At 63.8% G+C, this 12,219-nt stretch carries 11 protein-coding genes; 5 read left to right on the forward strand and 6 right to left on the reverse strand.

From position 1 onward, the window contains the following. Nucleotides 1-225: 225 nt before the first annotated feature. The 3 genes from Nocox_RS38580 to Nocox_RS38590 all read left to right on the forward strand — a co-directional run bounded on the left by Nocox_RS38580 (nucleotide 226) and on the right by Nocox_RS38590 (nucleotide 3,070). The gene (locus Nocox_RS38580; RefSeq protein ID WP_020546980.1) at nucleotides 226-459 is read left to right on the forward strand and encodes a hypothetical protein; all 234 of its coding nucleotides are present in this window, start codon (nucleotides 226-228) and stop codon (nucleotides 457-459) included. A 41-nt stretch (nucleotides 460-500) separates the two neighbouring features. Then, a complete protein-coding gene (locus Nocox_RS38585) occupies nucleotides 501-2,534 on the forward strand; it encodes a DUF6571 family protein (protein ID WP_157383439.1) in 2,034 nt (677 codons plus the stop codon). Nucleotides 2,535-2,629: 95 nt separating this feature from the next. Continuing rightward, a complete protein-coding gene (locus tag Nocox_RS38590) occupies nucleotides 2,630-3,070 on the forward strand; it encodes a hypothetical protein (protein ID WP_020546978.1) in 441 nt (146 codons plus the stop codon). 297 nt (nucleotides 3,071-3,367) lie between these two features. On the opposite strand, the gene Nocox_RS38595 is transcribed toward Nocox_RS38590, so the two are convergent. Then, on the reverse strand, nucleotides 3,368-3,889 hold the full coding sequence (locus Nocox_RS38595) for an ATP-binding protein (protein ID WP_020546976.1): 522 nt from the start codon (nucleotides 3,887-3,889) through the stop codon (nucleotides 3,368-3,370). Between the two features lie 161 nt (nucleotides 3,890-4,050). Between Nocox_RS38595 and Nocox_RS38600 the strand changes: the two genes are divergently transcribed. Both Nocox_RS38600 and Nocox_RS38605 read left to right on the forward strand, forming a co-directional pair. Then, entirely contained in the window at nucleotides 4,051-4,908 is an 858-nt protein-coding gene (locus tag Nocox_RS38600; RefSeq protein WP_033411125.1) for a helix-turn-helix domain-containing protein, read from the forward strand. Between the two features lie 17 nt (nucleotides 4,909-4,925). Then, entirely contained in the window at nucleotides 4,926-5,135 is a 210-nt protein-coding gene (locus tag Nocox_RS38605) for a DUF397 domain-containing protein (RefSeq protein ID WP_020546974.1), read from the forward strand. A gap of 132 nt (nucleotides 5,136-5,267) precedes the next feature. Here Nocox_RS38605 and dcm read toward each other — a convergent pair whose 3' ends face one another. The 5 genes from dcm to Nocox_RS38630 form a co-directional block, all read right to left on the reverse strand. After that, complete coding sequence (gene dcm, locus Nocox_RS38610) at nucleotides 5,268-6,890, reverse strand: DNA (cytosine-5-)-methyltransferase (RefSeq protein WP_084685922.1); 1,623 nt, start codon at nucleotides 6,888-6,890, stop codon at nucleotides 5,268-5,270. An 18-nt stretch (nucleotides 6,891-6,908) separates the two neighbouring features. Continuing rightward, the gene (locus Nocox_RS38615; RefSeq protein WP_026215124.1) at nucleotides 6,909-7,877 is read right to left on the reverse strand and encodes a DNA cytosine methyltransferase; all 969 of its coding nucleotides are present in this window, start codon (nucleotides 7,875-7,877) and stop codon (nucleotides 6,909-6,911) included. A 62-nt stretch (nucleotides 7,878-7,939) separates the two neighbouring features. Beyond that, on the reverse strand, nucleotides 7,940-8,773 hold the full coding sequence (locus tag Nocox_RS38620) for a DUF6339 family protein (protein WP_020546971.1): 834 nt from the start codon (nucleotides 8,771-8,773) through the stop codon (nucleotides 7,940-7,942). Continuing rightward, nucleotides 8,770-9,702 (reverse strand): hypothetical protein, encoded by a 933-nt coding sequence (locus Nocox_RS38625; protein ID WP_020546970.1) that lies wholly within the window; start codon nucleotides 9,700-9,702, stop codon nucleotides 8,770-8,772. Before Nocox_RS38625 ends, Nocox_RS38620 begins: the two co-directional genes overlap by 4 nt. After that, nucleotides 9,699-11,792 (reverse strand): helix-turn-helix transcriptional regulator, encoded by a 2,094-nt coding sequence (locus Nocox_RS38630; protein WP_020546969.1) that lies wholly within the window; start codon nucleotides 11,790-11,792, stop codon nucleotides 9,699-9,701. The genes Nocox_RS38625 and Nocox_RS38630 overlap by 4 nt, the downstream gene beginning before the upstream one ends. Nucleotides 11,793-12,219 lie beyond the last annotated feature (427 nt).

Raw genomic sequence — 12,219 nt, forward strand, 5'->3', positions numbered from 1 at the left:
TATCCGTGCCATCGAGTGCACAGCCCGCAGCCACCCAACAAAAGCCGGAACGGGACCCCTTTTTGGCCCGCATGAAATCGCTTTTTCGCCCGGCCCCATTATGCATATTCCCGCCCCGTCTTATACCGATTGACTGTGCAGCCGGAAATTGCGCTCTGCATCTCACACAACCCGGATACGCTGCGCATGGTCACTCGCCCGTCGACCGGCCACAGGGGACCCAGCATGGCGACACAGGAGCAGATCCATGCCGCCCGGCGGCAGATCGAGCAGTTGCGCGATCAGCACAGCGGCGATATCCGCGGCCTGATCCACCTCATTGACGCCGGCGCGATCAAAGGCCCTGCCGCCGACAGACTGGTACGCGACATCAACGGCTGGGATCAGGCGTACCGCGGCCTGTTCGACCGCGCACTCAACCTGCTGGACACCCTCCACCCCGACGGCGCGCCCTCATGACCCCCGGCCCGACGACACCCCTCGCCATCGACCCGGCGCTCATGACCCAGCTCATCTCGCTGATGAAGCGCCTCAGCCAGACCGTCCCCGAGACCGGCGCCCAGGTGGACAAGGCCCTGAGCACGGTCCGGCTCACCATGCCCAGCCCCGGCACCGCCCGCGACATCGCCTACCAGATCGGCACGAAGGTCCCCGAACTACAACGGCGACTCGACCTGATGCTCGCCGCCCAGAAAGTCGCACTCAGCAGATCCCAGGCCCTGTGGGCCGACGAGTCCCAATGGGTGTCCGACACGCCCGCGGCGGGCGCCGCGACGGCCAACCGCCTGGCCGCCGCCCTCCGCACCGCCATGAAGAAGGGCACCATCGACGCAAAAACCCTCGCCGACCTCCAGAAACACCAGAACGACCCGTACTTCGCCATCGCCTTCGCCACCCAGCTGTCCCCCAGGGAGCTCAAGCAACTGCTCACATCCCTGTACCGCCGCAACACCACCGTGCTGGGCGCCGACCCGGAAGCGATCGCCGAGTTGGACAAACTGTCCGCCGCCCTGAGCACCACCCTCGGCACCGCCTCACGCGGCGCCGGCCCCCTCAAGCTCCCGAAGGGCTACGTCGACCAGCTCCTGGAACACCTCGACACCCCCGAAACCGCCTTCGCACTCAACAAACTCCTGCGTACCGGCCGCTTCGACGACACCTTCCTCCGCGAGCTGGCCACCAAGGTCTACGACTACGAACGCGAACAACCCCCGGGCTCCCTGTACTGGCGCAACATGACACCCACCACCCAGCCCGCGAACGACCTCCCGGCCGCGTACAAGGACCCGCTGGCCGCCGTAGCGGCCGCCCTCGCCCACAACCCCCGAGCCGCCCAGGACTTCCTCACCGACCCCCAGCGCAAGCCCCTCGACTACCTGATGCGCGAGCGCGTCTGGTACGAGGCCACCGACAGCGACCTCGGCCACGCCCTCGAAGCCGCCACCACCACCTTCCGCGACCACGACCTCCCGCCAGGCGGGTCCCGCGGCTACAAGTCCGCCCTGATCGCCTCCTGGGCACTCCACTTCTGGACCAACCCATCCGTCCAGTCCAACCTCCGCAACACCCGGCAGAGCGTGGGCAACATTCTCAGCTCGTACATCAGCGACCTGAATCGCGTGCCTGGCCAACGAGTTGCGCAACCGCCCGGCGTGACCCCCGCCTCCGATCCCGATCCTCACTTGAGGGGCGTGCAGCCTTATGGCGCCATGCTGGACGGCGACAGAGTCAAAAACGTAATGCGGTGGGCCTTCGACGATCCGATCGCTTTGAAGACGGTGGCCACGGCCCAAGGGCAGTACAGCATCAATGTCCTGAACGAACGGGCGGCCCGGGTCGCCGAACAGGTCCGTTCGGACTTCGAGAAATGGCATAGGGCCCACCCCGACGCGACTACTTCCGACATAAATGATCAACGCCAGAGGATTCTGGAGAGTGCCATGGCAGGGGCCGGCGGCGCAGAATTCAGCACTGACGTGGAAAGACTCAGCGAAACCCTGTACCTCGTCACCGATGCGGGAAACATCGCCCACATCAACAAAGCCGATGCCCACGACAGCGCGTTCGGCGCTTTCAAGGAGGCCGTCACCAGCGTGGCCAACCTGATCCCAGGACCTCAGGGGAAGATCAGCAGCTTGCTCTTCGACAAGGCCAAGTCCGCCGTGTTCGGCCAGATGACCGGGCAGCAGGGAGCGCTAGCACGCAGTCAGGCGGAATCTACGGTCGGTCAGAGCATCGACATGTTCACCGACATCACCGCAGACGTGATGATGCGACACGGCCTCTTCGGTGACGGTGAAGTCCCGGCGAGAACGCATCCCTACTCATCCACCAACTACCCTCGCGGCTCGGAGGGGGACTTCGTGGACGGCAACAAGATCGTGCCATGGAGCAAGATGAACGAGGCGCAGCGCGACGCCTACACGACCTGGCTGGGCCTCGGTGACACGGGAGCCGTCTTCCGCGACCCCGTGCAGGCTGTCAGGGACGGCTTCAAGCAAGCTGGCGGCGTCGGCGGGAGCCCAGTTCGATGAGAGCGACCTTTCTCGGACCTGCCCTGATCGCGGCTATCGCCGTCGTCTCAGCGTGCACCTCCTCCCCGCCTCCTGACACCAGTCCGCTCGGAGAAGTGACTGCAGGTCCTCAGGAATGCGGCCTCATCTCCAAACAGGTCATCATCCGCGCTACCGGCCTAGAGGAATACGATGCCTCCGGCAGCGAGCCGGGCAAACCCTTCTCGTACTGCATCATCACCGATCCAGGGGACGACGAGCGGGAGTTCCTGCTGTCTGTCAAGCTCGACAATCCCTCGGCTCTGTCCCTGGAAGAGCTGCAGAACACGATGAAGCACGACCAAGGGGTGAGTCTGCCGACCGATCTCGGTCCCGGCTATACAGCCCAGTTCGAGGGCAAGAACGGACCCAGCACGTACGCCTACGCCTGGACGCCCGACACGCGCCGCCTGCTGTCCGTGTGGATCACGCCGGGCGCTCCAGGCCGGGACCATCGAGCGGACGCCATCGAGTTCGTCCGCCAACTCAAACCCATCCTGCTCTCAACACCGAAGTGACGCGGTCATCCGGCGCGTCCAGCCAGTAGCAGGCCCCAGAGACGCTCCGTCTGAGCGCACGTGAGCCTCGCCGTCTCGTGCCTTTCCTCCCCACCCTCGGTGCGAACGACGCGCTGGATGAACAAGAGCCCACCCGCTTGGCAGAGCTCGTAGACCACGGACTTGCACTCACATGTGTGGTCACGCACCCGTACACGCGACGTCCGGTGGCTCGGCGTCCGCCAGGCGAGCCGCTGATACCCGTCCTGGAACGGCGCCGGGTGCGAGCCATGCCAACCCCGCTCACCCACGACGCGTTCATCTTCCAGACGCCGCGGAGAAAATCGATTGGGACGGCCGCCCGCTCGACATCCAGCAGCGTCCGCAAACGGGCTCAAGCAGTGGAACCCCACCCCAAAAAGCCGTGCGAGCGACATCGGCCTGGGCGCCGTCGCCCTCGCACGACAGGTCTGCCCACACCACCCGCCCGTCCTCGTCACCCGCGACCCCGAGCCGTTCGGCGAGCGCGACAACGATGCTGAGCCCCCGCCCGCTCTCAGCCAGCCCTGTCTGACGCCCTGACCGAAGACTGGGCTCACTCCAACCGCCAGCGTCCTTCACCGCAACCCGGACGAAAGCGCCGGCGGACCATATCCCGACCGTGAAGAAGCTGTCGACCGACCTGGTGTGCAGGATGGCGTTACCGACGAGCTCGGCCAGACACGAGATCGCGTCATCACGTACCGGGGAGTCCTGGAGCAGAGCGGCGGCGAGCCGTCGCACCTTCCCCAGTTGTACGCGCTCGCCCGGGAAGTCACCCCGCCAGACCATCTCGTTCATTGCCCCCGCCCTTCCACACTCGGCGACAACTTTCGCTGTCACTCACTGCAACCGTCTCGATACTGGCATGCACTCTGCAAACTTGCACAGCGAAAAGCTGAATCTCTCCGAGGTGCGTCTTGCAGGTGTAACGTTCGAGGCAGCCAATCGAGGTGGGGACCATGAGCGGGAAGCGCGGGGTGACGCTCCGAGCCCAGTGGCTCGGCAAGCATCTACGAGAGCTACGCGAACGCGCAGGGCTCACGCTCAAGGAGGCCGGCGAGTACCTCCAACGCGACGGCTCCACGGTCAGCCGCTTCGAGGCCGGCCTTTATCCCGCCCGCACCCCTGACGTCCTCGCCCTCCTCGACCTGTACGGGGTCACGACACCCCAGGAGCGCGATGGCCTGGTCCGCCTGAGCCGCGACGTATGGCAGAACGGCTGGTGGGACGACTACTCAGGCGACGTGACGCACGGCATCGTGGACTACGCCTGGGTGGAGGCCCGCGCCGAGAGCATCAGCTCCTTCGACGCCCTCGTGATCCCTGGCCTGCTCCAGACCCGGGACTACATGGAAGCCGTCATCCGCGCGGACAGCTCGGATGCGACCGACGAACAGGTCGATCGCTGGGTCGACTTCCGCCTCACCAGGCAGGAGATTTTCTCCGACGAGAGTCCTCGCCTGTCTATGGTCCTGGACGAGTACGTTCTACGCCGGCCGGTCGGCGGTCCGGAAATCATGCGCGCCCAGCTGATACACCTCGCGAAACACGCCTCCGCACCCAACATCGAGATCCGCGTTCTTCCGCTCAGTGCAGGAGCACACGCCAGCCCGGACGGCGCCTTCCGCATCTTCCAGCTTCCCCAGCCCTTCCCTGCCATCGCGTACGTTCCAACCCCAGCAGGGGCAATCTATGTTGAAGGGGAAGGCACCGACATGCTTAAGCTGAAGTATGACCGCATACGACGCAAAGCACTCAGCGCCGAGGAATCACTGAGGCTGATCTCAGCGGTCGCGAAGAGTTTGGCCGACGTCTAGGAACGGAGCCACCGATTATGACGACCCCCGAGATCGCCTGGCACATCAGCAGCTTCAGCGCCGATGGCGGCGGCAACTGCGTCGAAGCCGGCCCGTTCCAGGACGGATCCGGCCGCGTAGCCGTCCGCCACAGCAAGCTTCACGACGAGGTCATCGTCTACAGCAAGGCCGAGTGGCAGGCATTCCTGGCCGGAGTCCATGCGGGAGAGTTCGACTTCTTCGACTGATCCTCTTGCGGTCATCTACACGCGCCACGACCTTGTCCTGTCGCAGGATCGTAATCACGCCAGCTTTGTGCGTGCAGCATCCATTTGCGACCACCGGGCCATTGTCTCACCAATGACTACTGGCCGCACGCGTCAAGCGTAGCCAGCACCATAATTGAGGGCATCATCCGGCGGCGTCGCGACGTGCGAAGAGAGTTCGACGTTCAGGTGCCTACCGACGAGGTGCCTGAGTTCGGTCCCGTTGATCAGAGTGATTCTGTTCTGCTGCGCAAACTGCTCGCTGGCCCGATCAAACCAAGAAGGAGTGATCAGAACGCCCGACTCCGCAGCGTACTCGGCCATTAAATGGGAGAGAGCATGAACGCTTTCCAAGCCTACCGGACCTGACCACCGCATGGCCTGAATGAGACGGACACCGCCAGAAGAGACGTCCTTACTCGTTGCCAAGACATCCGCCCTTCCGTCCCCAGCAGCGATGTCAGCCCACCCCTCTGCGCCCATGGCGAGGAACAGATCCCTCACCAGGCGCTCGAATTCGACAGCCGAGAGATCGATCACGCTGGGATTCGCGCCAAAACCCGGTTCAGCAGCACGAAGATACCGATACAAGTCACCGGCGATGACCTTGGCGAGGCCGACTGGTACGGCATTGCCGATTTGACGCGCGATCTGCACCTTACTGCCGACCCACCTATAGTTGAGGGGAAACCCCTGCAACAGAGCCGCTTCCAGATGTGTGATGGGACGGTCGGCCTCGGGATGCAGATAGCGTCCCTTCTCGGGCTTGTAGAATTCCGTCCGGATCGTCACTGAGGGCCGGTCATACCAAAGGCGTCCCATGACATCGCCCGAGCCGTTCCGGTGGTTGATCCAGTTCGGCGTGGACAACTCTTCTGGCAGATTGTGCCGGTTTCCTCCCTCCGGGATGGCACGGTAACGCTTGAGCGAATGTTTAGTCGGATTACGTCCGATATGGAGGTCAGTGGTAAGGAAGGTGCCCGGAAGAGTTTTGCCGAGGAGATTACAGGTACGGTCGGGGAGTTCCGTCGTCCGGGTCTCCAAGCCCGTTTCCTTGAAGACCGTACGAGAGGGCACCCAATATCGGGAATGAGAAAAGAGTGCCCCCTCATCGTTTTTCCCATCCGGCTTGCGGTGAGTCGGCGACGGATGCTTGAGGGGCTCGCCCGAAGGGTGGGAGGAGACGAGATCTCGATGTGTGGCCAGGACGATCACTCGTCGGCGGGTCTGCGGAACTCCGTAGTCTGCCGCGTTGAGAAGATTGGTCTGCAGAACGTAATCGCGTAGATCGCCGTCTTTCTCATTAGTCGAGGCTGTGAGCAGCTCGAACTCGCGCGACCGCATGAATCGGTCGACGTTCTCGATGACGAATATCCTGGGCTGAAGAGCGCGGACCACCCGAACGTACTCCTTCCAGAGCTTGTTCCGGGGGTCGTGAGGATCCTCCTTGCCCAAACCCGAGAAGCCCTGGCAAGGCGGGCCGCCGAGAATCACGTCGACGCTTGAACTCACGGCCTGAGGATCCCACTGGGCGATGTCTCCGGCATAGATGTGATCGGTTCCACCGGCTTCCTCGGCGAAGTTGGCAGCATAAGTCGAGGCTGCGGCGATGTCCCACTCCACCGCACCGACAGTGCGAAAGGCACCTGGTTGGAAGGTGTGGAATCCCTGTGTCAGCCCCCCACACCCCGCGAAGAGGTCAACGATGTTGATGGGGTTGGTGGTGCCGGTGGTCATATGCGCCACTTTACCGAGTCAGCCGGCCAGCGCCGACACGATCCGCGAGCCGACGGCCTCGGCCAGCGGTGGCGGGAATGCCTGGGCCACCTGCTTGTAGCGCGCGGTCTTACGCCCAGTGACGATCCAATCCTCCGGCAGTCCTTGCAGCATCATGACCTGCTCGACGGTCAGCTTGGGCACGCCGTCTCGCCCGAGATCCGGATCGAGGATGAAGTCTTCGTCAGGGACGTCATCGCCGAGGCCATGAGCGTTCACCGCAAGATCCATCCACTGCCGTTTGGTCCGAGTGGGGCCGAGGTCGGCACCACCGTGCTTCTTCGAGCCCCCGACGATCGTCGGTGCCACACGATCGGCCATCGACACCCATTCCTCCACGAAGCGCCATCCCCTACTCGCCATTGAGTCCCTGAGCACCTGTCCCACCGTGGCGCCGGCAGCGTGGCGCGGTTCAGGCCAAACGAAACGGACGAAGTCGTCCGGTCGCATCGCGACCAGGAGACAGCTACGCCTGGTCTGCGGGACGCCGAAGTGTTGGGCATCCAGGACGCTCCACTCCCACGAGTAGTCGAGGTGCTTCAGCTCCGCCTCGACCTCCTCACGCACCTGCACGAATTTCGGCGCCAACAACGATGGCGTAGTCTCCAGCAGGATCGCGCGCGGCTGCAACTCGATCGCGAGATAGACCGCTGCGACGAGCAGGTCTCGTTCGTCCGCGGCGCCCTCTTGCTTACCCGCTATGGAGTACGGACTGGACGGTACTCCGCCGGACAAGAGATCGACGGTCGAGAGCCCATGCTCCGCACCGACGAAGTCCTTGAAGTCCATCTCCAACACCTGCCACTGCGGACGGTTGGCACGCAGCGTTCGACAAGCATGTGGATCATTGTCGATCAGGACGACCGGATCGAATCCTGCCCGTTCCAGGCCGAGTGCTTGCCCTCCGACTCCAGCGCCGAGTTCAAGGCCAGTGAACCGTCCGGTCATGCCTACACCCCCTCGCTCCGGCCTCTAGGAGAATATGGGAAAGCACCCTTAGCTGAAACGGCTCACGACCATTCCGGCATCTCTCTCGCGCTAGGTATATCGGCAAGGAGTTGCTTGAAGAGCGCGGTCAAGGCATCGACCGAAGTCTGTCTTGCTCGCCCGTCCGAAGGGCCGGTGGGCAGCGAGTCATAGGGCACCAGTACCGCTCCCAACTCCTCGACCCAGTCACGGTAGGCGTCCACGTCCCTGGGGTTGTCAGGTGCGTACGCCTCGTACGACAGCGTGGTGCCGGCGGTGTTCACCGCCTGGGCCAGCGTGTTGACCTGACGTCCCGTACGGACCACGTCGTCGGCGAGCAGTCGTATGATCGCCTGTGCGGTCGGCCGGTGGAGGATGACCTCCAGCCTCAGCACGGTATTCAACACGTCCTGGTTACCGCAGGCGACCACGACGGGCCCGTAGTCTGACCCATCCCGGAACAGTTCCGCAGCCCACCACAAGCGAGCGAACGCCTGAGAATGAAACGGCCCTGAAAATCGAGTTCGGGACACTCTTGGCGGATTTCCACGGCTCAAGTGCCGCCAGTAGACGTAGTCAGGCGCCAGCCGTACGGCGAGGTAGTTCCAGATTCGGGAGTCCGAGGCTTCTCGACGCGTCAATCGCAACGTCGCGTGCAGGACCGGAGCCAGCCAGGCATCGGCTGAGGTCCGCTCAGCCGGCGTAAAGCGTTTCATCGCCTCATCGAAGAGTTGCCGCACCAGCTCGGCCTCCCATGGAGCCGGTGCCGACATTTGGTCGATCGCGACAAATGGCAACGCCTCGCTGTTCTCCAGCACGCCGGTGGTGAGAAATCTCGCGGCGGCCTCATCGGGCAGCAGGCCCAGCGTCGTGTTCACTCGTCCTCCGGCCCGTTCTTGTGCAGTGATCGAATGAAGCCGCCAAGACTCCTCGGCATTCGTGCCTGTTTCGCCGCAGCATGCAACACCCTTGTCTGGATACTGCCCACGCCCTGGTTGACAATTTCCCTGAGCGCGTCATCCGGCGAATGATCCGGGAACAGATCAGGGAGCATGCGTCGGAGCACCAGGCCACGCCAACCTTCCGGCCATTCGTCTCCATCCACGTGATGAGCCGCTTCGTTGAAAAGAGCGGTCCACATGTCCACGGCGATCTGCGCCGCCAGCGCCTCGCGCATAGGGCGCTCCGCGGCCTTGGGGCTCTCGAGCACGACACGCAGTCCGTCGAAGCCGCTGTTCAGGTTCAGCGTCGCCGTCTCGTCCGTCGTGGTCACCGCCCAAGGGTCGCTCTTGCACCATGTCAATTGGGGATCGCTTGCGAAGTCGACCCAGCGTGTCTGTATGGACTCACGCCGAGCCGCTGCCCGGCCCTGTAGATCCACGGTCCAGGGCTGCGCAATGGTCGCGATCACGCGTGCCGGGACATCGTCCACTGTCGCAACGAGTTGCCCGGCGATACGAACTCTGCCGAAGTGGTCTTCACGATGGAGTTCCACCTCACCGGTCCATTCACCGGGCTGCCCCATCATGAGCTTCACAGCCGAATGCGTGTTGGTACGCCGTTCCGAAACCGTCGCGAGAAAGGCGAGACCGAGCCAAGGACCGGCGTCCAGCTCGTGTCGTGGCGCGTTCGCCTCGAGTCTCAGCCGTACGACGTTCCAGTCCTCCCGACCGAGAAGATGCAGGGCCACCGTACGGTCTGGTTCCGAGATCATGCTGTACGGCAACGCCACGTCGTCGAGACGGGCTTCGCGCACGGTCATGGAGATCTCGCCGGCCAGTACCTGGTAGGGCATGATCTGCTTCATTGGCGGCCGTCCTTGGCTTGGACCAGGTCGACTTCGGCGATCGCCAACCGACCGGCCACCGGGTGGCTGGCCACGTCGCTCACGCCCGCGAAAACAGCGGACCGCTCCCGCGCGCCGCAAATCAGCACATCCCCACTCACCTCGCAGTTCGACTCCGCGACCAGTTCGACCCAGCGCGCTTCAGGCTTGGGACCGGAGCGTGTCGAAAACCTCAACAATGGACGAAGCACCCAGGGGTCTTCTCGCTCCGGTAGTTTGATCTCCACTCTGATCCGCCATGCACCCGCATCGTCGACTTCGCCCGTAGCGCTCTTGACGGTCGGATAGCCCCTGGTGCGAGGCAGCGGCGGAGGATCAAGGTTGGTCAGTTCACGCAGGAGGGGCGGGCCGCCCTCCTGCCCCACCGGTTCGGTCGGCTTCACAGCTGCACGGACCAGGCTGAAGACGGTTTTCCGGAACTCCCTCAACCTTGTGGTAGCGCCCCGGGCGTACGTGGAGGTGAGGTCTTCAGTGGGTTTCCAGTCGTTGTGCTCAGGCGGCTCGGCGGCCCGCAGGAATGCCTCGGCCATCTCGTCCGAGGGCAACTCGGCGCCCGTCGCGATGCCGGCGAGCAACACTGCCTGGAACTGGGTAGCGCCGAGGGGCACGCCTGTGACCGGCCGATCCAAGACGGTCATCCTGGTGCCTCGCATGCCGACCAGCCGATTGAGCTTCTGGTCGCCCTCGGTCGCGGGCGTCACCAGCAGCACCGCCCGGTGTTCGACGGAACGGCCACTGACCTCGGTCTTGCGGGGTGGCACGGTCAACGGCACGGACAACTCGACGACGTCATCGGATTTGCTGAGCTGCGAGACCGTGGTCCGGTCGAAGAACGCCCGTACGGCACGTGCCCGAGCCGGCTCATGGCGATAGGGGTCCACCCGCTCTTCCGCCACTACTACCTGGCCATCGGACAATGCCTCGACCGAGGCTTCCAGCATGGGCGCCTGTCCCCTGCCTGCCACCATGGATGCCCAGAAGTCCGAGGCTAAGCCGCGGACAAGGACCGCGTGCATCTCCTCAAGAGTCGTCGCTTCACCGGATGGATCATGTGCGCCGACGATCAGGAAGCTCGTACCGGGATCTGCGCTGCCCCGCGTGAGATACAGCTCCTCCACCGTACGCTCGCCTGCCCACCAGGAGCGGGCGGCTTCGCGCATGGGATCCCGGCTGCCGAGCCATGCCGGCCCGGCGTATTCGACGCCGTTCAGCTCGTGCCAAGGCAGGTCGATTCGACCGATCATGCGGCGTTCGCGCAGGTCCTCATAGGGCTCGGACAACGTGCTGTTCATGATCACCAGACCGAAACGGCTGGCCCCCCATATGGTGGCCTTGCCCAGCCCGAACGAGCCGCCGGCGGTGCCCATCTTGTGACTGTCGAGTTGTCTGCGAACAACTGCGGCGAACCGTCCGTCGGCGTAGTCTGGGCCGGTCAGACCATTGGCGTTGTAGTCGTCGATGCGCAGTAGGAGCAGCTTGCCGGTTTCGCGAAGTTCACGGAGGCCGTCGGCCAGCATGCGGCCGACCTTCTGCTTCGGGTCACCGGCCGCCTCGATATGGGGAGCGAGGTCGTCCCAGTGGATGGCCTCCTGCAGGCGACGCAGACGCTCGCCCGTGATCTCGTGAAGAGTGAACCGCATCCGGACCGGACGCGTCCGGTCCCAGCGCTCATCCAGACTGTTCTGCGTGGCCTCTCTCGCCGTGATCGCCAATGAGGAGTCAAAGGCGAAGGCCGCCGCGTTGCCGAGCTCCCGCCCACCGTCAGAGTGCGCCAAGCGGTGATGCCAACCTACGTAACCGCTGGATTCCGGGGTCTCATCGCGAGTGGCCGAGGCACCCGCCGCCAAATCCAGGATCTCCTCTATCGCCTGGATCTTGTCGATGCGGGGAGTGGCACGGCCTGTGATCCATGCTGACACCGCAGCGCGCGTCACGTCCAACGCGGCGGCCAGGTCGGATTGACTCATACCCTTACGGCGCAGTTGCCTACCTAGCCACACTCCGAACGCCTCGGGGTCGCGGATGATCCCGTCGCCGTCCTGCGTCGTCACAGGGTTTCTCCAGGTAGAACGAGGTCGTTTGACACCTCAGGCTACCGTTTAACGTCACTTGACACCACCTTGTCGATGTTTCTTCTATGAAGCGACGCCAACGCTCCCTGGAACCCCCCGCGGATGTACGACCACGTCCGCATATGTCACATTTCACTCCTACATGTCCGAAATTTGAGGCACTTGCGCGAGCTGCGCCCTTATGTAAAAATTTATTCACTCTCCGGCGAGTCCTCACAAAGGCCGCCCCGGAGCGCTGTGCTCATACCTTCTGTTCGCCATCCCCTTTTCCTCTCCACAATGGCGTTCGGCCGTATTCACGCGTGCCCAGATGGGGGCGGCATCAAACCGCTGCCACGTGCTCGTCGGCATGCCTGAACCAGTTGGGCTCTTGTTCTCAACCATCCCCTCCGTAGACGCTCCAATG

Origin of the sequence: Nonomuraea coxensis DSM 45129 (assembly GCF_019397265.1) — a bacterium.
Lineage (GTDB): Bacteria > Actinomycetota > Actinomycetes > Streptosporangiales > Streptosporangiaceae > Nonomuraea > Nonomuraea coxensis.

Excerpts from the sequence above, each read along its gene's own strand:
- Nocox_RS38580 (WP_020546980.1), top strand. The coding sequence starts at position 226 with ATGGCGACACAGGAGCAGATCCATGCCGCCCGGCGGCAGATCGAGCAG.
- Nocox_RS38585 (WP_157383439.1), top strand. The coding sequence starts at position 501 with ATGACCCAGCTCATCTCGCTGATGAAGCGCCTCAGCCAGACCGTCCCC.
- Nocox_RS38595 (WP_020546976.1), bottom strand. The coding sequence starts at position 3,889 with ATGAACGAGATGGTCTGGCGGGGTGACTTCCCGGGCGAGCGCGTACAA.
- Nocox_RS38600 (WP_033411125.1), top strand. The coding sequence starts at position 4,051 with ATGAGCGGGAAGCGCGGGGTGACGCTCCGAGCCCAGTGGCTCGGCAAG.
- Nocox_RS38605 (WP_020546974.1), top strand. The coding sequence starts at position 4,926 with ATGACGACCCCCGAGATCGCCTGGCACATCAGCAGCTTCAGCGCCGAT.
- dcm (WP_084685922.1), bottom strand. The coding sequence starts at position 6,890 with ATGACCACCGGCACCACCAACCCCATCAACATCGTTGACCTCTTCGCG.
- Nocox_RS38615 (WP_026215124.1), bottom strand. The coding sequence starts at position 7,877 with ATGACCGGACGGTTCACTGGCCTTGAACTCGGCGCTGGAGTCGGAGGG.
- Nocox_RS38625 (WP_020546970.1), bottom strand. The coding sequence starts at position 9,702 with ATGAAGCAGATCATGCCCTACCAGGTACTGGCCGGCGAGATCTCCATG.